Source organism: Myxococcales bacterium (genome assembly GCA_016706225.1).
GTDB lineage: Bacteria > Myxococcota_A > Polyangia > Polyangiales > Polyangiaceae > JADJKB01.
The window spans coordinates 693627-717292 of the sequence record JADJKB010000022.1 but is presented as its reverse complement, the minus strand read 5'-3'; the positions used below and the strand labels follow the sequence as shown (position 1 = coordinate 717292).

Below are 23666 nucleotides of genomic sequence, written 5' to 3'. Positions count from 1 at the left end.
CGGCAAGGCAGGGACTGGCGCGGGGGGAGGGGGGCCAGTCCGGGGACAATCCGCGCGCAAAACCCGGGCTGGTCGGCCTTGCGCGGACCCATTGCGGTATTCTAGACAGGAACGAGACGCACGTGGGACGATCACGACGATGGCGCGAGCTCTCGTGCGAGTTGGTGTGTGTCTGCTGCTTTGGTCCGGTGTCGGACTCTGGTCGCTCTCCGCTGCGGCGCAGGCCGGGGGGGAGATCATCGACGACGAATCGGAGTCGGAAGACGGCCAGCAAGATCGGGCAGCGGAGGAACCGGCGACCGAAGACGACGCGGGTGACGGCGACTGGAGCGAAGGCGGGAGCGCAGCCAGTGAGAGCGGCTTTCACTTTGGCCTGAGGCTTGGCTACGGCTTTGCTCTCGGCAAGGCTACCGGTGCCGCCTCGAGCAGCAACAGCTCGAGCGGCGGAACCACGACGACGTCGTTCGGTTCAGGCGCGATGTCCGACAACATAGCGGGTCAGATCCCGCTCTGGGTCGATGCCGGCTGGCAGTTCACGCCGTCCTTCATGCTCGGCGCCTACTTCTCGTACGGCTTCGTCCTTCCGTCGGGCGATCTGGCCGATGCCTGTGACTCTGCCCGCGCAAGTTGCACGCTCAATGACATTCGACTGGGTGTGCAAGCCCAGCTCTCGTTCGCGCCGGGACGACCGACGGAGCCGTGGCTGGGCGTGGGGGCGGGTTACGAGTGGTTCTCGTTGAACGTGAACGACGCGACGTTCCGCCTGCATGGTTTCGAGTTGCTGATGCTCCAGGGCGGCATCGATTTTGGGGGCGATTCCGGCGGCTCCAGCATTGGCCCATTTGCCGCCTTCACGTTCGGGCAGTTCTCCCGCGCGAAGATCAAGTTCGGCAGCATCGACGAGACCGTGGACGTCGATGAAAAGGCCACGCACAACTGGCTGTTTGTCGGGATCCGCGGCGTCGTGAAGTGACTTCGTCTGCCTACCAAGTTCCACCGAACGGGTAGTACGGCAGCGCGTACTCGAGACTGCAGCCTTCACCCGAAGGACCGATCACCCGCGCTGCGTCTTCGCGCGCACGTCCTGTCACGGCCGAGAGCACGTGCTGGCACTGGTCTCGCGAGTAGGTAGGCTTGATTCCGGCCTGCCGGCACTCGGCGAGAGTCGAGTCACAGAGCGCCGTGGTCGCGGCGTCGATCGGAGCGCGGAGCACCGCATCCCGCACACACTTCCCCATGGCCGGCGCCCGGCACTTGGGCGGCGACAAGTTCGCGACCCAGCAGGTCGCGATTTCCTCTGCGATGCGCGGTCGATATCCCGGTGAGAAACCTTCGGCGCCCGGATCGCCGAAACCAGCCAGGCCGCGACACTCTTCGATCAATCCCTCGCAGCTCGGGCTCAGGTTCGCGCACTGAGTGAGATCGGCGCGCCCCTCGCCGTTGGCCACCTCCGGTGGAGCAGGCTCGCTTGGGCCGTTCCCCACGGCGACCAGGGTCGCCGGAGGCTGAACGCTCGGCTCCGGGGGCGGCTCCGCCGTGTAGATTGGCGAGGAGGCCGGCGGGCGATCACAGGCGGCGGCGGCCAGCGTCAACGTGAGCTGAGCGAAGACTGCGAAGTCGATCTTCATGGGTTCCGAGCTTCGGCTTGATCATCGACGGCGGCGGGTCGGCGGCAAGCCCCACGCTCGACTACCCCGATGCTATCTTGGAGCCGCTTGGCAAGCTGGCGGTATTTGGGCTGCGCGGTCCTGGCGATGAGCACGGGCTGTTCGTCGGGTGACGACTCCGGCGGCGGCGGCGCGTCGAGCGGCGGAGTCGGTGGGGGAACGGGGGGTGCGGCGGGTGCGGCGGGTGTTGCGGGCGCTGCAGGCGTGGCGGGCAGCGCGGTCGGCGGCTTTGCGGGTCTCGACTTCGCTTGTGGCAGTGCCGAGCCGGTCGCGGACGAGCGCCCGTTGCCCAAAGACGTCGTGGCTGCCGAACCGACACTGGCGTTGCACGCGACATCACGGCGGTTGGAGGTCTGGACGCCGGCCGCTTCGACCCTGCCGGACGCGGACGTGCTCGCGTTCGGGAAGAGCGCGTGTGGCGCACTGCTGTTCGACCTGGGCAGCTTCGCCGTGTCGGAAGCTGCACCCGAGATGGCTCCCCGCGTGCGCGTCGTGCTGGTCGATCCTCAGACCTTCGCCGTGGCGACGGGCGCCCCGGGTGCTTACGGGGTCTCCTTCGCCCAGACGAAGAGCGCCAGCGATGCGGTCATCTTGCCGGACGACGCGTTCTCGAACGTCGTCGAGCTGGACGACACCCTCGCCCACGAGCTGTCGCACATCATTGGAGGCAGGCACGCGCCGTACGATGGCTGGATCCCTTGGTGGATGATCGAGGGCACGGCGGTGATGCACGGCTCGTACTGGGGCAAGAAGCTGCACGATCAGCCGACGAGCTTCGCGAAAGACTGGATCGACGTGGCAACCGGCGCTGATGCCACGCTCACCTTCGATCGCTATGGGCTCGAGGACAAAACGCTAGACCTCTCCGAGACGGGTCACGATCAGGCATTGAGCGGCTTTTTCATCGAGTTCTTGCGGGTCAAAGCCGCGTCGTCGGGCGGCGGGAAGGGTTTCCCGGACATCGAGGCGCGTTTGCTGGTCCTGATGAAGCGGGTCAGCGACGGCGAAGATTTCGCGGCGACGTTCGCGGATCAGCTTGGTGGGCTGGCGCTGACGACCGCGCAGGCGGACTACGTGAAGTTCCTCGACGACACCAGCGGCGACCTGACGGCGCGCTACGCAGGAACGGTGTTCGAGTAGGGGCGCATGAGACGTGGGCTGTGGTAGTTTGCGAGGACCGTGCGGCCTTTCTCCGAGATCAAGAGCTGTCTCGACGTCACCGACGACGACATCAAGACCGCGCTGGCTCCGGCCCGCACGTTGATCGAGCCCGGCCCGCGTGAGCGAAGTCTAGCGCTGGTCACACACATGGCGAAGGTCGTGACCCCCTGGAATGGGTCGCCCAAGATCCTATTGGTGCTGGCCCACATCGCGACGCGTGACTGGTTGGAAGGAGAGCTGATCGTCAAGATCATCGGAGACGACGAGGTGTGTGTGCTGGAGCTCTTCGTGGACGACGGGCTCACGCGCACGCGCCTGCTGGGCCCGCTCAAGATGGACACCGCGTTCCGTGAGTTTCGCGCCGCACTCGCGCTGCACCCCAACCTGCTCTTGCCGCTCGCCGTCGACGGTGCGGTCGAGGAACGCCGGGTCGAGCTGAGGACCACGAGCGCGCTCCGACGCAGCAGCATGCCGCCTTCATTTTCGGCGGTCTCCGCCAGCCTGCTGCCGATGGTCGGCGGTACCGCTCGCGTCTTGCCGAGCATCATCTCGCGGCCGCCGCCTTCGGATCCGACCTTGGCTTCGCTGGACGGGCTCGATGGCGTGATCCCGAAGCACGTCGAGATCGGGGAAATGGGTGAGCTGGGTGAGCTGGGTGAGCTGGGTGAGCTCCGCGTCACCGAGGACGGCGACGAGCGGCGTCCACGTCCCAAGTTCAAAGCTTTCTCCCTCCCGCCTCACATGAAAGAGGCGCTCGCTCCCAACAAGAAGAAATGAGGCGTGCGTCGGGTGGCTGGCTGGGGACTCCCCGTTCAGAACAGACCGATGCTGAAGTGGAACGCCCCGAGTGGCTCCCAGAAACGCTGCTCGGTGCGGCCCGGGTCCAGGTCGTCCAGGATCCGCTCCACGTTGAATCCGTAGTCGAAGACCAGCGGGCCGATCGGCGTGCCGATACGAAGACCGCTGCCGACGGAGTAACGCAGGCGCAGCGGGTTCACCTTCGTGGGATCGCGCCAGAGGTTGCCCGAATCGACGAACAACCCGGTCTGCACGCTGCCCGAGAGGGGAATGCGCAGCTCGAGGCGGGGATTCACGAAAGCATCACCACCGCGGATCACGACCTGGTCGAGCGTCAATCCGCTGTTGGGGTCGAGCAGCTGTTGCGCGATGTCCTCGGGGATCATCGAGTCTTGCAAGAACCCGCGCACGGAGTCCACGCCGCCCAGGAAGAACAGGCGATCGGGATACGTGCGTGAGTCACTGCGGAGCTGCTGGTTCATGCCCCAGCGCAAGCTGCCCGCGAGCGCGAAGCCCTTGTCGCTCAGCCGAACGTAACCCGCAATCCGCTGGGTCAAGCGCAGGAACTGGCTGACCTTCGGTGGGTCGAAGACGCCGTCGCCGCCCTCTTTGTCGGGAGTAGCCCGCACGTGTTCGACGCTCGAGCTGAGCAGGGTGCCCTTGGTGGCGCCGAGGGGATTGTCGCGGCGGTCCCACGAGAATCCGACGCGTTCGGCGACCGCGAGGGTGGTGCCTTCAGGCACGCGGAACAGACCGGCACTCCGCGGGTTGTTCTTCACGTAGTCTTCGAGTGCACCCTTCTGCTCGGAGCCGAAGATCGAGGCGTTGTTGAGCTCGAGGGAGCCGCCGACGAAGGCCGAGAACTGGCGCACGGGTCGATAGGTCAAGGTGACGATGCCGGCGTCCTTGGTCAGGCCGAAGTCCCGCGCGTTGTCCCGCACGTCGAGCCCTTCGACGCCCAGACGAAAGAGCGGACCGAGGCCGACGTCCGGGAACTCGATGAGTGCGCTGTTTCGCCGCTCGAGTCGCTGCCCCACGTCGAGCTCGTCGTACTTCTTGCGCACGTCCTCTTCCAGAATCAGCTCGTTCGGCAGATAACCGAGCTGCACGCGCAAGGTGAGCTGGATGGCCTCGCCACCCAGGTTTCGGTGGCCGTATTCGAAGGTGATGCGGAAGCCCTCGCCCGTGGAAAAACCCGGACGAATGTCGAGGTACTGGGGTTTGCGCTCCTGCACCGTGATCACGACTGCCTTCTCCTTGGCGGGCACGTACGGATCCTCGAGGCCGACGGTGATGGTTGAAAACACCCCAAGTGACGCCAGGCGTTCCTCGGTCTTGCGGATGTCGCTGCGCCGGTAGGGCTGCCCCACGCTGAGCGCGATGCGACTGCGGATCAGCCGCTCGTTGGTGCTGCGCGCGCCCACGATGACGATGCGCGACACCTTGACCCGCTCCCGCTCGCTGATCGTGAACACGGCGCGCGCGCGCGTCCGGTCAGGTGAGAGCTCGAGGTTGGCGTCGACCTCTGCAAACGCAAAACCCTCTTCGGCGTAGGCATCCAGCAGCCGCCGCCGCGCCTTTTCCAGCTCGACCTGCGACGCGGGTTTTCCCAGCTCGAGCTCGCTGAGCTCTGCCAGGTGTTTTTCGATCAGGACCTTGTTGCCCTGGAAACCGAGGTCGTACAGGTAGCTTCGCGGGCCGAGTTTGATCGGCACATGCAGGACCGCGTCGGCCTCACACAGCACGCCCTTTTTGGGGTCCGGCACGCAGGCAAACGCCGGGTCAGGCGCCGGCTCCTCGAGCGGCAATCCAATTTCGTCATGGGAGCAGGCAAGCTTGGGACTCTTCCGCGAGCCGAGCGGAACACATCGCCCCGGTGGTGAGTGAGGATCACATCGCCGGCGCAGGAGGTGGGCTGGCCCGACCGTCGCCGAGAGATAACCCTCGGAGCGATACAGGTCTTGCACATGTTTCATCGCCCGCTCGTAGACCTCCGGGACGAAGGTCATCCACGGGTTCGGCTCGAAAGGCACCGGGCGCGCGCCCGTCGTGCCGAGTGGGCCAAAACTCTGATCGACGACCCGCGGGTCGACGGAGGAGAAGATGCCGCTGCCGGGCAGCTCTTCACTGAGGAAGCTGTCCATTTCGCTGCCCACGTCCCGGGCCCGTCGTGACCCGGTCAGGCAGGGGTACTCGCGGCCAACGATCCGCAGCTGACTGCGTTCGCGCACTTTGAACACCAGGTCGTGGATCGGTTCATTGCTGCCGCCGCGTTCGGTGAAGCCGACGTCGACATCGAGGAAACCACGCTCGATGTAGAACTTCCTGATGCGTTCGGCCAACGACGACGGAGCTCGATCATCCGTGTCGTCGAGCTCGAGCGTGCGCTCGATCTGACTAGAGTCGAAATGCTGGATGCCCTCGAATTTCAGCCGCACGAGCGGTCCCGCTTTGACGTCGAGCACGACCTCCGTCAGTCCGCTTGCGGGCTTGAGAGAGTGGGATACGACCGCCCGATGCCAGCCGCGAATGCGCAGGTTTTTCTCCAGCTCGTGGTCGGCGGCGGCAAGCTCGTCCTCGTCCGCGCGGTCCCCAACCGACACACCGTAGGCGCTCAACAGCTCGGGCAGACCGTCCACCTTCGGGCTGGGCCAGACCATGAAACGCCGTGAGTCGATCCGCCGCGGCTCGCCGGGGACGATGTCGAGGTCGAGCACGACCCGCATCGGATCGTCGGTGTCGATGGCGTCGATGCGCACCGCGACGCGCGGGTACCCGCTGCGCACGTAGGCTATCTCGACACGCCGCGCGATGGCCGCGAGCTCCGCAGCCGTGAGCTCCGAGCCCGTTCGCACGCGGGCCGCGCGCAGAGTCTCGTCCGCGTCCAGCACGCCGCCGCTGATGCGGATGCTGGCCACCAATCGGCGCGGCACGACCTTGATGCGCAACAGCACACCGTCGCCGTCCGCTTCGGCCTCGGCGCTGACGTTGGCGAAGCGACCGGTGTCCGTCAGCTCGAGCATGGCGCGTCGCGCGAGCTCGCTCGTCAGGGTGTCGCCCGGGCTGACGAAGCGAGGTTTGGGTTGCTCCTCCCAGCGCCCTCCGACGGCCAACACCTCGATGCGCGTGATGCTGCGTCCCGCAAACCCGCCGAGCGACGGAGCGGGCGACAGATCCGGGATGGCACCAACGCTTGGTTCGTCCGACGGTCGGGCCTTCCGGTCCGGTGCTTGGGCCCGAGTGGGCGCAGCTGCACCCGTCGCGGTGGGCTCGCTCGGGCGTGGTCGTTCGTCGTCCGCGCGACCATCACGAGTTGCCGCGAGTTGCCCGAGGACCACGGCCAAAGCCGGGGCGTGGCGGAGGATCCCTCGGAACATCGCGCCACCTTCTTAACTCAGATCGCACCTCTCGCGCGCGGGCGGTGCGCCACAAATGGGCGCTTTGTCCCGTTCGTGGCTACGATCGGCGCGGTCATGGGTAGCCCGGAGAAAGCCGCTCGAAAATCCAGGACGAAGGGTCGGCTACGGCGGATCCTCATGACATTGGGGTTGCTGTTGCCCGTGTCGGTGATCGCGTTGTGGATTGCGGTCCACAAGATCCCCTGGATGGGGCCGCTCGTCGCCAACAGCCTGCGGGCGGTGCTCGGCACCGACAACGTCGCCAAGCTCGAAGACGCGGCCTACGGCGTGGAAGATCGTTTCAATCGCTGGTATCGCAAGGACGAGAAGCCCAAGGCCTACTGGGAGATCCCCCCAGCCGAACCGCAGCCGGCCACCTCCTCGAGCGGGACGGACGTAAAAAAGAAACCCGATTGGCACCTGGCAGACGTGGGTCCGGTACACGAAAAGTGGTCGGCGCCGGGCGACGGGGTCTGGGTGAAGCTCGGGGATCCGCGCCGTCCCGACGAGGCTGCCTACCTGGAGAAGACGCTGCTGCATCCGGACAAGAACCGCTCGTGGGCCGAATTGTTCGTCGTTGCGGTGGACATGAAGCGGGCGCGGCTGCAGGCCGTGGCAGGTTACCGCGAGCCCCAGAGCATCGAGAAGGAAGCGAAACATCTGGTGCGCAAGGCGCGCATCCCCGATGAAGACCACGAGCAATTGCTGGGTGCGTTCAACGGCGGGTTCATGACCGAGCACGGGTGGTTCGGCATGAAGGTGGACGGGGTCACTCTGGTCAAGCCGCGCGAGACCGCGTGCACACTTGCGGAGCTCGACGACGGGACGCTCGTGCTCGGCACCTGGAAGAAGCTCGCGAGCTCCGAGAGCAAGATGATCTGGTCGCGGCAGATGCCGGGTTGCATGTACGAGGATGACAAGGTCCACCCGGGGCTGGCAGATCCGGACACCCGACTCTGGGGCGCCACGCTGGATGGTGAGACGGTCATCCGACGCTCGGCAGTGGGGCTGAATGCGGCTCGCGACGTGCTGTATGTGGGCATCAGCAATCACACGACCGCCAAGGCCATCGCCGACGGCATGCGCCACGCCGGGGCGGCGACGGTGGGACAGCTGGACGTGAACTGGAGTTATCCGAAGTTCGTCTTGTACGAGCAGAAGGAGGCTGGTGGCCCGCGCAAAGCGGTCGCCCTGGCGCCAGGTTTCGAGTTCGACGAGGACGAGTACATCCGCAAGCGCTCGCTGAGAGACTTCTTCTACCTGGTACGTCGGGACACCGAGGTCACGGCGCAGAACTGAGGGTCGAGGTGTCATTCTTGGCAGCTCGACCGCGATTCGGCATCTGATAGCGTTCGCTCGTGCCCGAGCTGCCGGAGGTCGAAGTCACTCGCCGCGCGGTGCTGCCGCTGCTCGTCGGGCGCCGAGTGACGCGCGTCGTCACGACGGAGAAGAGCTACTTCTTTCTTACGCCGCCCGCGACGCTGCGCAAACGCCTCGTGGGCCGAAGCGTGGTGAGCCTCGACCGCCATGGGAAGTACCTGGTTGCGCGGCTCGATGACGCGTCGAGTCTGCTCCTGCACCTGGGCATGACGGGCCAGCTGTTCTCGTCAGCGGCGCTGAGCCCGCGGCTTCTGTCGGCGGAGGCCCGCGGAGCGCTGACGCGGCAGGCGCAGCGGCGCTTCGCCGCTGACGAGCACACTCACATGGTGCTCGGGTTTTCCGACAGGGGTCCGGAGGTGATGTTCCGGGACGTGAGGAAGTTCGGCAAGGTGAGGTGGCTTGCGCCGGGGAAGCTCGACCCGCGGCTCGAGAAGCTCGGTGTCGATGCGCTCGAGGTGACGGGTGAGCAGCTCTTCGACGCCTCGCGTCGTCGCAGAGTACCCATCAAGAGTCTGCTCCTCGATCAGTCCGTGCTCGCCGGAGTCGGAAACATCTATGCCGATGAGGCGCTGTTTCTCGCTGGGGTCCGCCCCACGCGTCCGGCGCGGGCGCTTCGCCGGGCCGAGAGTGACGCGCTGGCGGCCGCCGTCGTTCGTGTGCTCGAGAGCGGGATCGAGGCTGGAGGCTCCAGCATCGATGACTTCGTGAGACCTGACGGCACGGACGGAGGTTATCAGCGCGAACACCGCGCTTATGGCCGCGCCGGCCAGCCGTGCACCCGCTGTGGCACTCCCATGAAACGGAAAGTCATCGGCCAGCGCGCGAGCTGTTTTTGCCCGGGCTGTCAGCGTTGAGACACCCGCAGACCCGATGGGTGCGCGGGATCTCGAGCCCGGGGCGCCGCGATGAACGCCGGGTCGCCGCGTGCGTCGCCATGGTCTATGCTCAGCGCGTGAAGCTCACCGCGCTCTTCGTGCCGCTGCTCTTCTGTACCACCCTGGCCGCGTCGGCGTCCGCCGACATCCCTCCGGGGCCTGGACCCGGACCCGAGTGCACCGCACAGTCCGTGGCTCGTCCCGGGGATCAGTGCATCGATTGCCGCGGCTCGTACGAACAGCCGAACAAGTGTCAGGAGCTTGGCGCGCAAGGCTATCAACAGGCGTGTCGCGCGCCCGGCGCCTCGGTGTGGAACGAGGTCTGGTGCCGCGGTGGAGGTGGCCCGCAGCCCGAGCAGCGACGCGGCTGCGGTTCGTGCAATGTTGGTGAAGAGCGTACGACTTCGTTCGCGGCTCTCGGCCTGCTTGCCCTGGGCGCACTGGCCTTCGCGTCGCGACGGCGTTGAGGTTTTACGGCTCCCGCATGATGTGTGCGGCGAAACCGAGCGTGCGTGCGTTCTTGAGTGCGGACCCTGAGGAGTTGCCATCGGTTGTCGAAGCGGCGTAACGGTGTCGCATGCGAGGTATCTCGATATTTCTCATTCTTGCCGGATTTCTCCAGCTGTGGGCGGGTGTTGCCGCCGCCGTGCGCAAAGGTGAGCTCAAAACCACTCAGGGGCGTCAACTCGAAGCGGCGCTCGGCAGAAAGGGAACCGTTGCCTTCTTCTTGGTGCTCGGAGCGCTGCTCACCAGCGGCGGACTGTTCCTGCTGATTCGATCGACGCTCTGAGGGACAGCGCCGCCGCGCCGACTGCGACGTGCAAAGCGCGTCGGCGTTGCGACCGCCGGGCCCATGTGCTGAGCTGCCGCCGTGACCTCGCGGTCGTCGCTCGCTCTGGTGCTCGCCGCCGTCATCGCGTTGCCACTTGCGTGCGGCAAAGAATCGAAGACCGAGCCGGTCGCGAGCGCGAGCGCGAGCGCGTCGGAGCCGCCGGAGCCGGAAGCTCCGCCACCTGCGGCGAGCTCGTCCGCCTCCGCAGCACCGGCGCCTTCGGGCTCGGCTGCGGCAGCGGAGAAACGCAGCCCGGTCCAGCGCCGTGGCACCGCCGGGGCGCTCTTCAGTCGTGTGCGCGCCCTGGAGCTCTCGGACGAGCAAACGAGCAAACTCGACGCCATCGACGAGCGCCTGTGGGGAGCTGCCCAGGACGAGGACGACACGAAGGTCGCACTGAAGGAGTTCTTCGCGGCGCTCCTGGATGGCGTCAAGACGGGTCACATCGTCGAAGCCAAGCTCGCGCCCCACTACGCGACGCTCGAGCGTGTGGCGAAGGCGCGTCACGAGGCCGAGGCTGCCGCACTGAGCGAGCTGCACGGTCTGCTCGAAGACGACCAGCGCAAGGAGCTCGTCGAAGCGCTGCGCAAGAAGTACCCGAGCGCAGCCGAGAAGGCCGCAAAGGCAGCGAGCGCTGCCAAGTCAGCCAAGCCGGCCAAGCCGGCGACGCCTGCCGACAAGGCGCGCGTCGCCGACCGCGCCAAGCGGCGTCTCACCCGCGTTGCGACCCTGCTCGGGCTCGACGAGTTGCAGCAGAAACGGGTGGCGCCGGTGCTCGCACGCTTCGAGGTGGGCTCACGCAACAAGGCGCTGCGCGAGGCACAAGAGAAGCGCATGCGTGCGCTGCTCGCCGTGTTCGAGAAGGACGAGTTCGACGCGACCAAGCTCGACCTGGGCAAGGGACCGAAGGCGCGCATGGTCGACCGCGTGGCTTACATCACCTCGCTCCTGGCCATCCTGAAGGTCGACCAGCGCGACAAGCTAGCGCGGACGCTGCAACGCCCAGGTTCGCGGCACTGGGGCGCGGCGGTCGTCGGGGATGTCGCGCCGGTCGAAGACGAGTGAGCGCGCGCGGTCTCGGACCCCCGGCGCGGTCCGCGTGACTGCCGTGCCCACGCGGACCGCCCTCGCTCGTCAGTTACACAGGAAGAGTACTTGGTTCGTGATGTAGTCGGCGATGGCTGGCACGCGGCTCTCGTCCGGGTTCTTTCCGGGCCAGCCGACGATGCCCTGCTTCTTGCACGTCTTGCCCGGCGCCATGGCTTTGACCACGTAGTTGCCTGGGGGCAGATTGCCGATGCCCGCCCAGCCGAAGCTGGTCGTTGCGGTGCCCGCGGGGTCGGGAAACTGACTCGCGTTGACGTAGACCGGACCGACCCCCGACGCGGGAACGATACTGAACGTCGCGCCGGCCAGGCCGGAAGTCTGCGTCAACGTGCCACCATCGGGTGTACCGGCGTCAACGGTCACGGTAGTGTTGGCGAACGGGATCACGATGGCCTTGCCCGCCAATGGCCATTGGAACTGCGCTGCCGCGGCAAAAAGACCGGCGAGCACCTCCGTCGGCATCGAAGCGTTGATAAAGAAGTCCTTGGCCGGAAACGTGGCAGCGATGGCGGTGTTCGCAACGCCGGTCTTGCTGAAGAGCAACGCGGACTCGAGCAGAGACGGGACGCTCAGTTTGTACTCGCCTTTTGCATCCGTGGTCGTGCAGTTGGTGGTGTCCATCAGACACACCTTGACGTCGGCGATGACCGGGGCGGTCCCGCCGTCCAACGGCGTCTGTTGGAATTCGAACACCGTTCCGGTGACATTGACGTTGGCGCCGCCATCCGGACCGCCGCCGCCGACACCACCCGCGTCAGCGCCCGCAGCGCCCGCAGCGCCGCCCGTCGCGCCGGTGCCGCCACCTGCGCCTGCGCCACCTGCGGCGCCCGTCCCGCCCGTTCCGCCAGAGCCGGTGCCTCCGGTCGCTCCGGTACCTCCGGTCGCTCCCGTGCCGCTCCCTCCGCCCGAGCCTCCTCCGGATTCGTCGTCCCCACACGCGACCATGCCCGCCAACGCCAACGCAGCGCACGGCGCTAGCACCAAGATTCGATTCATGTTGCCCTCTTCGAGTTCTTCCCGCACGGAATTCCGAGCGTGCGCCATCAGGCGGGTTAAGGAACGAAGAGTCAAGTCAGCGAGAGCACGCGCCGAGCGTCGCGTTGATCACATTCAGCGCGAAGCTGCCGATTCACAGGCGGAATGGCCCGGAGAGAGCGGCGTGCTCTATTTCGATATTTCTGATCAGGGCGCGCAGTACGAAGGCTTGACCAGCCACCAGCCTCGGCGTGCACCCGGGTTCCACACGACCTTGGGACCACCGTAGTTGCAGACGTGGTACCCGTACCACTTGCCGCTGCAGCCGGTGTTGCTGACTGCGATCTCGTCGGTGGAACCGACCGCATGTTGTCCTGCGCAGTAACCCTGGGCGCGCAGCTCCTTGGTCACCGCCGCGAAGAAGCTCTGACAGATCTCGTCGGCGTTGGTCCCTGCAAAACCGGTGAGCGGGCAGTCGCTCTGCACACCGCAGCCGGTGAGCGTGACCATGACGCTGTTCACCGCCGCGTCCACCTTGGGATCGGTGTCTTGGTACGAGCTCGCGTTGCAGGTGAAGTCAGGATCGGGCACGCCTTGTGGGAACTCGCAGGGCCCGCCGCTGCCGCCAGTGCCGGGAGTGCATCCGGGCGCAACGCCGCCGCTGCCACCTTGTGAGGTTCCGGCAGCGCCGCCTCCCGCGCCACCCGCTCCGCCCGTCGGGCTTCCGCCGGCACCACCACCTCCCGCGCCTCCACCGCTTCCAGTGCCTCCGGTGCCGCTGCCGCCACCGGGCCAGCTTGAGCCAGAGCCCAGACTGCCGCCGACACCCGCCTCGACGCCGGCCGAACCCCTGACGCGCTCGGTCCGGCGACCGACGACGTGTCATCCCCACAGCCGGCGCTCGCGCCCAGAGCCGAGAGAACAATTGCGACGAGTTGACTGGCGCGGTGGCGCATCGAGCCTCCGATGCCGAATGTAGCACGGGCAACCGCGACCCCAACCGTCCTGACCGTGGTTGGGCTGTTCATGCGCTGACGTTGAGGAGCTCCGCGCAGTACATGGCGGCAGCGCGAATCGGGATCCACTGTCCTCGTTGTGACCTTCGGCCCGTCTTGGCTAGCGCCGAGCTCGTAGAAGCACGAGGCGGGGACGGTCGCTCTTCGCGTCGATCTCGGCGGTGCACGCAGCCAGACCGCGCGTGAGATCGCGACAGATCTGTGGGCGCGTTGCATAGGCCGAGCAAACGAACTCCCCCGAGCTCGCCTGCACCCTGAGGTCCGCGCAATGTCCCTCGGCCATGCGCATGTAGGCGCGGTTGTGCGGAATGTCGCGACAAGCTCACTGTCAGGGCCCCACCTAATCACTCGAACCGGATCCGTGCGTCGATGCCGGACCGGACGCGAGCCCCGATGCCGAGCCGGATGCGCTGGACGCGCAGCCTGAGGCCAGCAGCCCGTGTCCGCCGACCGAGCCGGCACCCGGCAAGGAGACGTGCGCGACCGAGCACAAGACCGTCAGCTGCACCTATGCGTCGTGCAACAAGCTCACCTGCGACGGCGTGTACTGGCAGAGCGACGGGTACTCGTGCCCGGACGGAGGCTGACGCGCTCGGTGTGCTGAGCCGCGACGCGGCGGCCGGGCGCCTCCGCACTCACCTCCGCTTTGCAGCGGAATCCTGCGCCTAGTCTTCTCGGATGCGGAACAGCCGGAGCTCCGAGTGCTGGGCGATGTGCTCGAAGTCGCGGTCCGCCGTGAACAGGCGGCCACGGTGCTCGATGGTCTGCGCTGCGATCAGCGCGTCGACGACCGAAACCGTGACGCCGCGCCTTCGACACGCATTCGCGACTTGCGCGGCACGGACGTGGTGGGAGCGGTCCGCCAACAAGACCGGAAGCGGCGCCAGCAGGCCGGCGAGGCGGTCGAACTGCGCGGGAGCGCGTACGCCGGACAGCACCTCTTGGACGACGATTCCGGGCACCGCGAGCAAGTCGCCGACTTCAATCAGCGCCGCCAGCGCGCCCACGCGAGGGTCGACGCGCGCACCAGCGGCGCGCCGCCGAAACGCGAGCGACAGCACCGACGTGTCGAGGACGATCACCGCTTCTTGCGATCCTTCTTGTAGTCCCACGTCGGATCGAAATCGATGGTCCCGAACGCTTCGAGCAGCGCAAGCTGCCGGTGGCGTCGGATGTACTCCCTCAGCGCGAAGTTGACCGTCTCACGCTTGGTCCGATGCCCGCCCACCTTCTTGGCGGTTTCAAGCAAGTCGTCGTCGATGGCGAGGTTGGTGGGCACGCTCGCAATCTTACACATGGCGTTGTGTGACGCAAGAAGGCGACCCCGCAGTGTTCGAAAACCCACACCGTGCCCTCGGGTACTGGCAGCTGGCGCGCGTGCACCGTGTCGGTGCGCTCGAGGCGGCCGTCAAGCGGCACCGCCAGGCGGCGCTCGATGAGCTGGCGATCCGCGACCAGCCAGTGCTGGAAGGTCCAGCCGCGCGCGGTCTGTGAGGCCAGCTCGGGCTGGATCAGGCGCGCGAAGCGCTCGCGCAGCCGCTCGACCTCGGCCCGGTGGCGGTCGTCCAGATCGTGCCACGGCATGTGCTCGAACGACTCCAGCGCCAGCTCGCCGTTTAGGCTGAGCGTGGTCCAGTCGTTGCCATCGCCGGCGTAGGCCCGCGCGCGGTCGCGAGCCTCGAGTCCCGCGGGCGGATCGGCCGCCGCGACGGCCTGTAGCCGCGCGATGGTGTGCGCCAGCAGCAAGGGGTGACCCTGCCCGGCCGGCCTCAGCACCAGCGCCACCGAGCGGGCCGGCGGCGGCACCGCGGTGGTCGCCAGCAGCACGGCGTGGTGCGCGAAGTAGGGCTGACGAGCTGTTCGATCTCGAGATCTTCGAGGCCGGGCTCGAAGTCGGGGCGCTCCGCCACGATGGCCTGGTTGATGGCCTCCAGGGCCGCGGCGTCCCCGCGGAAAGGCTCGCGGCGCAGCGCGCTCACTTCAGGAACTCCTTCGAGTCGTCACGCCCGAGCTTGGTGACCCACGCCGGCTTGTCCAGCGTAGGCTGGTAGTCCTGGTCGATGCGCCGCTCGGCGCCATCGTCACCGATCAGGCGCACCTCGTGGCCGTAGCCCCACTGCAGGCGCAGGTGCTTCTCGGCTGCGGCCTCGTCGAAGAAGACATAGACGACGTGGTCGATCGGCTTGTCGGCGCCGAACGGCTGCAGCTTGCGCGCGGCGGCGGCGTCACGCATCTCGATCGGCTCGACGCTGCGCCCCTTGATCACGAAGATGAGGGCGCGCTGCTTGTTCGAGTACAGCGCCTCGAGGTCGGTCTTGTAGACGTAGTTGGCCTGCAGGTAGCCGCCCTGCGGGTCGATGCCCATGGTGCGGTGCCCCGGCTTGGCCTGCGTGAGCGCGGCCGACTCACTTGCGGCGAGATCGTGAAACTCCACCAGTGTGAGATCGTCCGAGCCGCGCAGCACCCGCCAGGGCCCGGTGCCCAGCCAGCGCCGCGACACCAGCCGGTCGTGTCCCGCGCCCTTGAACGCGCACGCCCAGCCGTGGGGATCGTGGCCGCGCCCAAAGCTGGGGCCGTCGTAGCCATCCCAGGGATGAATCCCGAACGAGGCCACCGTGAAGGGCACCTTGCTGAGCACGGCCAGGACCTTGTCGGCGCTCAGCGCGACCCCGGGTCGCTCCCCCGTCACCAGCCCCGCGCCGTTCACCGCCAGCTTGGTGGTCCGATCCATCCAGATCGCGGAGACGTCGCGCGATGCGAGCGCGCGCTCGACCCAGTCGTCACCGGTCTCGGCCTCCTCGTGATTGAGCCACAGGTTCTCCGGCGGCTGTTCGTTGATCCAGCCCGCCGCGGTCAGCGCCCGCACGACTGAACCGGTATCGCTGGTCGTGAATCCGAAGATCAAGTTGGACTCGCCCACACGTCCTCCTTCACTCGTGTTTTCGTTGGGACGGCCGCCAGCTCGTCGAAGCCCTCGAGCGCGTGAGCCTGCATGGTGTAGTCCTCTGCGCGGGTACCTGCACCCTAGACTAGCAGAACGACTCAGCGAATCCTGGTAGGCTCCATCGGTGGTCGAGCTGACATGAGCGGCGCGCCGCGATCCCTGCCGTGCTCCCGATGTGGCGCGCCGGCGACGCTCTCGCTCGCGACGGACGGCCAACGCTGCGCGAGCTGTCAGGAGCCCCTGGTGCTGTCGGTCGAGGTCCGTGCGCACCTCGCGACGACCATCGCCCTCATCGGAGACAAGCTCGCCGCGGGTCGGCGCCTCGACGAGGCCCGGGTGAAGATGCTCGGCGACGAGCGCTTCGCGCTGGGCTTCGCCGTGTGGCTCGTGCTCCTCTCTTGCGGGGGGCTCTACACGTTCAGTGGCGTCTGGGCCGTCGTGGACAAGGGGTTCGACGCGGCGTTCCCCGGCCGTGTCGTTCCAGCACTGGGTGGCCTCTTCACCAGCAGCGGCATCGCCTTGGTCGCCGCGCTCGTGCACCGAAGCGTGCGCGGGCGACTGCAGCGGACCTTCGCGGCACTGCCGGCGGAGAGTGGGGCGCAACACGGGGCCTGCCATCTCTGCGGCGGCCCGTTGCCGGCGCGCGAGGTCGGCGGCCAGGGCTCGGTGCGCTGCGACTACTGCGGCACCGACAACCTGCTCGGGAGAGGGCGCGTGAGCGCGCTCGGCGCAGACCTGGCGAATCGGCTGGCCGCTCATGCCAGCGACATGCGGAGCGCGATTCGATGGATGCGCGTCACGACTCAGCTCGTCGGCCTCTCGGCGCTCGTCGTGCTTCCGCTCGCCTCCATCGCCGTTGCGATCGTGCTGAGCAAGCTGATCGAATGAAGGGGATTCGACGAGGTGTGCCCTGATCCGGAAGCTGAGCGACTGCTTCGACAGCGACGACATGGGCTGCACCGCCCACGGGATTGCCCGACCCGCGTGATTCGGCGCAGGTGGCGCAGTGTGTACCATCGCATGTGAGTGCGCGTTCGCAATCACCCTCGCGCTCGCACGGCGCGCCATGGCCGCGACCGCAACCAGTCACCACGCTCACCAACCCAATTTCACGCATGTGTGGTTCATACGCTTCCCGAGCCAACGAACCGGCCCTGCGCGGATGGATCAAGCTGGCTACCGTAGTGTCGAGGAGTACGGAGCTCACTTCGACTGCCGCTGATCGACCGCCGCGGTGCGACGCAAGACGCGGTGCTTCGCGAGGAAGGCGTCCAGCTCGTCTGGGTCGTCATCGACAGGCCAAAGCGCGCTAACGGTGTCGAGGTCCTGCACCGGTATCACGCCCTGCTGCGCGGCCAGGCCGGCTCATCCCACCTGCGCGGCCGCGGCCACGCTTTCCCGCACGCCCGCCGCGCCAGCATGGGCGCTCTGCAAATGAAATGGACACGTTACAGGAGACCTGTTAGCGCTCCGAGAATGAGATATCCCTATTCTGCTGTGGTTGCGGCGTTCACTCTGCTCGCGTGCGGCGGAGACGATGGAGGCGGCGGAAGCGGCGGAAGCAGTGGGAAGGGCGGCACCGCGGGCAGCGGCGCGAGCGGGGGCACCTCCGGCTCGGGCGGGGCGTCCGGGTCGAGTGGAAACGGCGGTTCTTCCGGAAGTGGCGGCGCAAGCGGTAGCGGGGGCGCTGGGGGAGGCGGCGGCGTGAGCGGAAGCACTGGTGGCGGTGGCAGCGGCGGCGCAAGCGGAAGTGCTGGTGCCGGTGGCAGCGGTGGTTCAGCCGGCAGTGGCGGCACGAGCGGCGGCGGCGGATCGGGTGGAAGCCAAGGCACGACCTGCGAGAACTTCGTCGGGAGTTGCATGCTCGTGCCGGGCCAGTGCCGCGACGTAGGGGCACGGCCACGACCTCGCTGTTTCTGCAGAATGGCTGCAAGGCCCCAAGCGTGTATTCGACGAGCCCGTGCCCGAACAAGGACAAGGTGGGGGGCTGCCAGAGCACCGGAGCGGCGGCCACCTTCTACTACCAACAGGCCACTTGCATGATCAACTGGTTCTACCCGCCGAGCACGGCGCCCATCCCTGCCTACCTATGCACAGGTGGCACCATCATCCCGCCCTGAGGGGACGAGAGTTGATCGGTGGACGGCGACTCGCTGCACTCGCCGCCGGGACGCTGGAAGTGGCGCGCGCCGCCGCGAGTCACGGTCACGCGACGACACCATCCATCCGAGGGCAAGAGCTTCGATGTCGTCTTGGGCGGGCGGAATACTCTTGTGGTCCGTCTGGACGATGAGTCGAAGATGCGCATTCCGCGTTCTTGGACGGACGCGGACGGCATTCGCGCGGGGACGGGCGCGACGGAGCGTGTTTTCACGGCCGGAGGTGTGTGTCGGGTGGGCTTGGCGAGGGTGATCGAGCTCGGCAGAGGACCCGGCGAGCCCAATCGGCGCCGGGGGTCGGGGTGCGGGAGGTGATCTCGACCCGAAGCCGTCGAGCGCGTACTCTCGGCTTGGTGGGTTTTGGCAGTTCAAATGCCCTATGCGCGCATCGAGCACGGGGTGATTGACGGCGTGAAGAGGTTGGGCTTCGGTGGCTCATGGGCGGACTGAGCACGGGGTGATTGACGGGCACGGGGTGATTGACGGCGTGAAGAGGTTGGGCTTCGGTGGCTCATGGGCGGACTGAGCGTGGAGGTGGAGGTCCTTCCAGGCCCCGACGCCGCCCCCGACGCGGTCACGAAGGTCCATGAGCTGTTGATCGAGACGATCGGGCTCTGGATGCCGTTGAATCTCGGTGAGTCGGGCGTGCGCGTCCGGAGCGAATACTACCCGTCCGCAGTCGAGTACGCGACACAGCGCGGGCTCTGGGGCCCCGCCTCCGACCGGCCAGGGGCCATCGAGTACTTCTTCACCGACTTTGCCGGGCTCGAGTCGCTGGGCGCGCGCACCATGAGCCACTGGTTCGAGATCGCCATTTCACTCTTCGTCGAGCCGATGGAGCCCCTGCTCCACGAGCTCGGCGTCTCGCTGACGGCCCGGCCGGTCGCTCTCGACCGCTTCGTGACCCGCGCCGCGGCGTCTCCCCTAGTGGAGCTGGGAGCGTTCGAGACGGAGATCTATTTGCTCGATTGGCCGAACGAGGGGCGCCCCGACGAAACCGCTGAGGTGCTCGTGTCGAGCGAAAGCGTCCCCCGCCGCTCGCTCGCGTCGCTCCCGAAACGCGAACGAGAGGCGGTGGAGCGCACGGCGCTGCTTCGGCAGTGCATGTGCCGGCCGTGCGGCGCGCTTCGCCGGTGGTTCTGGCAAGGTGTCGACCCCTGGGGTCGAGAATACGATTTTGGTTGGGACGAGGGCGTGTCGCGCTTCGAGCAAGGCGACTTCCACGGTTCGCGTGGCGCTTTTCTCGGGGGATTCTTGCGCGGCGCGCCGTTCGCTCAAGAAGGCTACGGCGTGTGGATCGCGAGCACGCTGGCCCGCGAGGGTGACCACGACCGCGCGCTGACGTGGCTACGGCAGGCGGTGCGCGACGGCTGGACCAAGCTGGAGGAGCTGCGCGAGGATCCGGATCTTGCGGGCGTTCGCGGCCCCGCGCTCGATGCGCTGATCGCGCACGGAGCGCGCCGACGCCCCAGCAAGGATGCAGGGAGCCCCAGCAACGTGCTGCCCGCATGGGAGCTGCTTGGTGAACCGGAGCTGGCCCGGCTCGCCAGGGAGCTCGACGCACGGCTCGGTCGCACGGGTGCGTACCCAGACCCGCCGCCCGACGAGCTCGCAGCGTTCCTCGTCCGCCTCGAGGAGAGGGGCGCGCGACCTCCCCCCGAGTCATTGGTCGCGCTGTGCCAGCGCGTCGCGGAACAGTCCGCGTAGGCAAAACGCCCGTCGGTCGGCGAACGCTACCCGACCGGGACCCAGCGTCCGTCGCGGAGGTCCCACACGTTGCCCTCGGGCACCGGGAGCTGACGGACGTGGACTCGATCGGCGCGCTCCAAGCGTCCGTCCGGTGGCACGCTCAAACGTCGCTCGATGAGCTGGCGGTCGGCCACCAGCCACGAGTGAAAGGTCCAACCGTTCGCCGTCCGCAGGGCGACCTCGGGCTGGATCGTTGGCGCGAAGCGCTCGCTCAGGCGTGCGACCTCGACCCTGCCGGCCTCGTCGAGCTCGTGCCACGGGATGTGGTCGAACGACGCCAGCGCCAGCTCGCCGTTCAAGCTGGGCGTGGTCCAGTCGTTGCCATGGCCGGCATAGTCTCGGGCTCGGCCGCGCTCTTCGAGGCCGCTCGGCGGTTCAGCGGCGGCAACAGCCTGCAGCCGCGCGAGGTTGTGGGAGAGCAGCAGTGGGCGTCCTTCTCCGGCCGGCCCGAGCGCCAATACGACGGAACGCGCCGGAAAGGGCACACCACAGGTCGCCACCAGCAGCGTGTGAGCGGAGAAGTAGGGCTGCACGAGCCGATCGAGCTCGATGTCGTCGAGGCCGGGCTCGAGATCGGGGCGCTCGTCGATGATGGCCTGGTCGATGGCTTGCAGAGTGGCGCCATCCAGTTGGACGGGCTCGCGCTCGAGGATGCTCACGCGCAAATCTCCCGTGCGTCGTCGCGTCCGAGCCGCTGCACCCACGTGGGTACCTCCGCCGTGCTGAGCCCGAACTTTGGCGTGACGTTGCTCACAGCCGCTCCTCTGATGCCATCGTACTCGTGGTGGTCGCGCCCAATCTAGCGTTTGCTGCCTCCCCTCGCGTCGCTTCGCTCCGCGGCTCGAGGTGCAGCGTGCCCTCGCGACCTTGGCCCGGCTCGCTCGGCGCCTCGCAAGCGGGAGCCGCGTCCTTCAGCTTGACGCCCTCGAGAGCTGGACCGACATCGGTGGTGAGCAAGGAGCGGGCTGGTCGCGATGTGGTATGGATGGCCGGGCAACGGAGGCGACGCGACATGGCGAGCGGCGTAATCATGGCGATGACGCTGAGTGGTGACTCGGTGGCCGACATCCTGCTCGGCCTCCGGGCGAGCGGCGTGTTCCCGGCAGGCAAGCCAGACACCATCGAGCAAGGCGTCAAGACCCTGACCGCGGGTGACGACTGGTTCCAGGTCGCCCAGACGCACGCCGGCACCTTCACGTTCGGGGAGGGCCACACCTTCCTGTTCGTCCGTCAGCCCGACCTGGTCAAGATCAGCCTCGAGGGGCAGCTCATCGAGCCGGTCGCGCTGCTCGGCAAGCTGGCCCAAGTGCCCTTCGACCTGGCAGCGTTTACCAGCTTCCACCACGACTGGGCTTCGGGCCGGATGGACGAGGTCTACCGCGGCCCGAGCTTCGGCAAGCTGCATTCGCCACTGGGCTGGGGCTGCGCTTTTCGTGGCCAGGGGCACCAGCGGATGCTGTCGCGCCGCTGGCTGGAGTTCGGTCCCTGGCGCATACTCCACGCCGACCCCGACACCACGCTGCTGCAGTTCTTCGACCTGACCGCCGACGCCAGCGCGGCCCTGGCCCAGGCGCGCATCGGCCACGAGCGCTTGATCGCGGGCTTTCTGCCCGAGGCCGACCCCGAGGACATCGACTTGCAGGGGCTGTACTCCAGGCATCAGCGCAAGCTCATCATCACCGTCAAGGCGCGTACCATCAGCGCCAAGGAGCTGCGCGAGGCGGCTATCGTGCGGCGCTTCCAGTCGTTCGGCGAGGACAAGCCGATCGACAACATCGTGTACGTCTTCGTCGACGAGGCCGAGGCCATGCAGCACCTGGAGGCGATGTGGTTCCACGGCTTCGAGGTGCGGCTGATCGGCGACGACGGTCAGGAGCGCCGCATCGACGAGGGCTTCGAGCCGCGCGTGCAGCGGCCGGCCTGGGTGCCCGCCTCGGGCTGACGGCGCGACACAAGGTCACGACGTGGTTCGAGGGCCGTCACCTTGGCCAGACCTTCCACTGGACACCGGGTCGGGTGCAATTCGCGGTCTCGGCCGGCGGGGCTCAAATCGAGCGAGGCGTCCCGACGCGCTTCGTTCACGCTTGGGACGAGTCGCCGTTCGTGCGCATCAACGCAAAGCGAAAGGCCCTCGTCGGGCGCGATTTCATGCGCGCGCGTGGCCTTCGCCTCCGGCTTTCGACTCCAGGGTTGGCCACGTCGATCGAATCGGGGGAGTGACGGGCCTTCGCGGCCGTCGGCCTCCCGCACGCCATCCCCGGAGCCGCGTCACTCCGCGCACCCCAACCCCAACGGCCCGGCCGTCAGCAGATACTTCGGGCTCGGGCACTCTTCCTGCCTCCCCTCGTCTCGCTTCGCTCGCCGGTCCCCTCCTTAGCCGGTGAGCGCGAGCAGCTCGCGCTCACGCGGCTGGAGGGGACGCGTCGTGCCGAATTGGCGGCGCCATCGCTTCGCTGGCGACTGCCCCTCAGATGCACTCGCACGCGCAGCCGGTGGCAGGGCAGGGGTCACTGCAGCCGTTGACGGCACAAGCGGTGTTGCCGCAGGCGGAGTACGAGCAGCTGCACAGCATGCCGAAGCTGGCGCAAAAGGCGCTGCAATCCACCGCGGTTAGGCTGGGCTCGCACATGGTGCACTTGCCCGCGGTGCATTTCCCGCACGCCTTGCAGTCGGCGCAGGCTGCACAAGACAGCTCGAGCGATTGCTCCACCGACGCGCTCCTCTGGGTCGTGTCCGTGAACTCGATCAGGACGGTCCTGGTAGTCTTGGCGCCCACGCCCAGAACGACCGGTTCGGAGTCGTTCAGCTCGAGCCAGCTCACGCTCTTTGTGAACGTCCCGCCGCTGACCTGGTTGAACGCGCCGAGGAACTTCGCCTTGTCCTTGCTGAAGAGCTTCCCTCCCACGATGTCGACCAGTCCGTCCGGGTCGTTGACATCCACGGTCAACGTCACGCTCCGGTCGTCGTAGTCGAGCCCGCCGCTGACCAGCACGCTCGCGATGACCGGGGCGCCGTCGCTGCCGCCGGCTCCCGCATTGCCGCCGGCCGACGCTCCCGCCGCCCCTGCCGCGCCGCCGCTGCTCGCTGGCTCGGATTGCGTCTCAGAGCAGGCGAGGACGAAGATTGCCGTGAGACCCCAGACCACCCTCATCTCCAGGCCAGGTTACACCCGCCGCGCGCCGCGCAGCAGCGTCAATACGTCTGCTGGGAAGGCTCACTTCAGGACCGAAGTCGCCCACCAAGCAAATGGAGGAAGGCCGTCGTAACCCCCGTACTCGAACGACCGAACGTTCTTGACCGTCCAGGACTGTCCGCCGAGCTCTGCCTTGTCAGTGAGCGACTGCGGAACGACCGTTTCGGTGCCGCCGGGCTCGGAAAAGATCAGCTCATGCAGCTTACCCGTATCGCCGGGCACGCAATCGACGGGCGCGGAGCTCACCTGGACCTTCACGACCATGTTCCCACCGCTCAGGCACACGGCTCCGGAGTCACCGCCGGTGCCGCCGGTGCCGTCATTCGGTTGTGAGTCGCTGCCGCACGACATGAGCAGAACGAGAGCTGCAAGCGCGCCGGCGGTCACTTGCAGTCGCATTGCTCATCCCACT

Annotated in this window: 24 protein-coding genes; 13 read left to right on the top strand and 11 right to left on the bottom strand. The window is 67.4% G+C overall.

The annotated features are described in order from the left end of the window. Positions 1-139 precede the first annotated feature (139 nt). Positions 140-973 carry a hypothetical protein gene (locus tag IPI67_34215; protein ID MBK7585231.1) on the top strand — a complete coding sequence of 278 codons (834 nt, stop codon included), beginning with the start codon at positions 140-142 and terminating at the stop codon, positions 971-973. A 10-nt stretch (positions 974-983) separates the two neighbouring features. Here IPI67_34215 and IPI67_34210 read toward each other — a convergent pair whose 3' ends face one another. Then, positions 984-1628: a hypothetical protein gene (locus tag IPI67_34210; protein MBK7585230.1), complete on the bottom strand. Its 645-nt coding sequence runs from the start codon at positions 1626-1628 to the stop codon at positions 984-986. An 87-nt stretch (positions 1629-1715) separates the two neighbouring features. Between IPI67_34210 and IPI67_34205 the strand changes: the two genes are divergently transcribed. Together IPI67_34205 and IPI67_34200 are read left to right on the top strand one after the other, a co-directional pair. After that, a complete protein-coding gene (locus IPI67_34205; GenBank protein ID MBK7585229.1) occupies positions 1716-2807 on the top strand; it encodes a hypothetical protein in 1092 nt (363 codons plus the stop codon). A 39-nt stretch (positions 2808-2846) separates the two neighbouring features. Beyond that, positions 2847-3605 carry a hypothetical protein gene (locus tag IPI67_34200; protein ID MBK7585228.1) on the top strand — a complete coding sequence of 253 codons (759 nt, stop codon included), beginning with the start codon at positions 2847-2849 and terminating at the stop codon, positions 3603-3605. Between the two features lie 35 nt (positions 3606-3640). Here IPI67_34200 and IPI67_34195 read toward each other — a convergent pair whose 3' ends face one another. Beyond that, a complete protein-coding gene (locus IPI67_34195; GenBank protein MBK7585227.1) occupies positions 3641-7003 on the bottom strand; it encodes a BamA/TamA family outer membrane protein in 3363 nt (1120 codons plus the stop codon). 159 nt (positions 7004-7162) lie between these two features. Between IPI67_34195 and IPI67_34190 the strand changes: the two genes are divergently transcribed. The 5 genes from IPI67_34190 to IPI67_34170 all read left to right on the top strand — a co-directional run bounded on the left by IPI67_34190 (position 7163) and on the right by IPI67_34170 (position 11176). Beyond that, a complete protein-coding gene (locus IPI67_34190; protein ID MBK7585226.1) occupies positions 7163-8323 on the top strand; it encodes a hypothetical protein in 1161 nt (386 codons plus the stop codon). A gap of 59 nt (positions 8324-8382) precedes the next feature. Continuing rightward, on the top strand, positions 8383-9258 hold the full coding sequence (gene mutM / locus IPI67_34185; protein ID MBK7585225.1) for a bifunctional DNA-formamidopyrimidine glycosylase/DNA-(apurinic or apyrimidinic site) lyase: 876 nt from the start codon (positions 8383-8385) through the stop codon (positions 9256-9258). Positions 9259-9356: 98 nt separating this feature from the next. Further along, positions 9357-9746, top strand: coding sequence for a hypothetical protein (locus IPI67_34180; GenBank protein MBK7585224.1), 390 nt, complete (start codon positions 9357-9359; stop codon positions 9744-9746). A gap of 110 nt (positions 9747-9856) precedes the next feature. Continuing rightward, positions 9857-10069, top strand: coding sequence for a hypothetical protein (locus IPI67_34175; GenBank protein MBK7585223.1), 213 nt, complete (start codon positions 9857-9859; stop codon positions 10067-10069). A gap of 81 nt (positions 10070-10150) precedes the next feature. Next, positions 10151-11176 carry a hypothetical protein gene (locus tag IPI67_34170; GenBank protein MBK7585222.1) on the top strand — a complete coding sequence of 342 codons (1026 nt, stop codon included), beginning with the start codon at positions 10151-10153 and terminating at the stop codon, positions 11174-11176. 69 nt (positions 11177-11245) lie between these two features. Here the strand turns inward: IPI67_34170 and IPI67_34165 are convergent, their stop codons facing one another. From IPI67_34165 to IPI67_34150, 4 genes are all read right to left on the bottom strand, one after another. Next, a complete protein-coding gene (locus IPI67_34165) occupies positions 11246-12214 on the bottom strand; it encodes a hypothetical protein (protein ID MBK7585221.1) in 969 nt (322 codons plus the stop codon). A 186-nt stretch (positions 12215-12400) separates the two neighbouring features. Continuing rightward, complete coding sequence (locus IPI67_34160) at positions 12401-12784, bottom strand: hypothetical protein (protein ID MBK7585220.1); 384 nt, start codon at positions 12782-12784, stop codon at positions 12401-12403. Positions 12785-13874: 1090 nt separating this feature from the next. After that, positions 13875-14291: a PIN domain-containing protein gene (locus IPI67_34155; protein MBK7585219.1), complete on the bottom strand. Its 417-nt coding sequence runs from the start codon at positions 14289-14291 to the stop codon at positions 13875-13877. Then, on the bottom strand, positions 14288-14488 hold the full coding sequence (locus tag IPI67_34150) for a type II toxin-antitoxin system VapB family antitoxin (GenBank protein MBK7585218.1): 201 nt from the start codon (positions 14486-14488) through the stop codon (positions 14288-14290). The genes IPI67_34155 and IPI67_34150 overlap by 4 nt, the downstream gene beginning before the upstream one ends. A 50-nt stretch (positions 14489-14538) precedes the next feature. Here IPI67_34150 and IPI67_34145 point away from each other — a divergent pair, with 50 nt between their 5' ends. Beyond that, on the top strand, positions 14539-14703 hold the full coding sequence (locus tag IPI67_34145) for a hypothetical protein (GenBank protein ID MBK7585217.1): 165 nt from the start codon (positions 14539-14541) through the stop codon (positions 14701-14703). A gap of 275 nt (positions 14704-14978) precedes the next feature. Here IPI67_34145 and IPI67_34140 read toward each other — a convergent pair whose 3' ends face one another. Both IPI67_34140 and IPI67_34135 read right to left on the bottom strand, forming a co-directional pair. After that, the gene (locus IPI67_34140) at positions 14979-15188 is read right to left on the bottom strand and encodes a hypothetical protein (GenBank protein ID MBK7585216.1); all 210 of its coding nucleotides are present in this window, start codon (positions 15186-15188) and stop codon (positions 14979-14981) included. Beyond that, the gene (locus IPI67_34135) at positions 15185-16075 is read right to left on the bottom strand and encodes a hypothetical protein (GenBank protein MBK7585215.1); all 891 of its coding nucleotides are present in this window, start codon (positions 16073-16075) and stop codon (positions 15185-15187) included. Before IPI67_34135 ends, IPI67_34140 begins: the two co-directional genes overlap by 4 nt. Before the next feature lie 216 nt (positions 16076-16291). Here IPI67_34135 and IPI67_34130 point away from each other — a divergent pair, with 216 nt between their 5' ends. The 3 genes from IPI67_34130 to IPI67_34120 all read left to right on the top strand — a co-directional run bounded on the left by IPI67_34130 (position 16292) and on the right by IPI67_34120 (position 20019). Then, positions 16292-17041, top strand: a complete 750-nt coding sequence (locus IPI67_34130; GenBank protein ID MBK7585214.1) for a hypothetical protein — start codon at positions 16292-16294, stop codon at positions 17039-17041. Positions 17042-18030: 989 nt separating this feature from the next. After that, complete coding sequence (locus tag IPI67_34125; protein ID MBK7585213.1) at positions 18031-18273, top strand: hypothetical protein; 243 nt, start codon at positions 18031-18033, stop codon at positions 18271-18273. Between the two features lie 552 nt (positions 18274-18825). Beyond that, positions 18826-20019: a hypothetical protein gene (locus IPI67_34120; GenBank protein ID MBK7585212.1), complete on the top strand. Its 1194-nt coding sequence runs from the start codon at positions 18826-18828 to the stop codon at positions 20017-20019. A gap of 26 nt (positions 20020-20045) precedes the next feature. On the opposite strand, the gene IPI67_34115 is transcribed toward IPI67_34120, so the two are convergent. After that, the gene (locus IPI67_34115) at positions 20046-20720 is read right to left on the bottom strand and encodes a hypothetical protein (GenBank protein MBK7585211.1); all 675 of its coding nucleotides are present in this window, start codon (positions 20718-20720) and stop codon (positions 20046-20048) included. A gap of 353 nt (positions 20721-21073) precedes the next feature. On the opposite strand from IPI67_34115, the gene IPI67_34110 reads away from it, so the two are divergent. Further along, positions 21074-22003 (top strand): hypothetical protein, encoded by a 930-nt coding sequence (locus IPI67_34110; protein MBK7585210.1) that lies wholly within the window; start codon positions 21074-21076, stop codon positions 22001-22003. Between the two features lie 525 nt (positions 22004-22528). Here the strand turns inward: IPI67_34110 and IPI67_34105 are convergent. Further along, complete coding sequence (locus IPI67_34105) at positions 22529-23212, bottom strand: hypothetical protein (protein ID MBK7585209.1); 684 nt, start codon at positions 23210-23212, stop codon at positions 22529-22531. Positions 23213-23275: 63 nt separating this feature from the next. Beyond that, the gene (locus IPI67_34100) at positions 23276-23653 is read right to left on the bottom strand and encodes a hypothetical protein (GenBank protein ID MBK7585208.1); all 378 of its coding nucleotides are present in this window, start codon (positions 23651-23653) and stop codon (positions 23276-23278) included. Positions 23654-23666 lie beyond the last annotated feature (13 nt).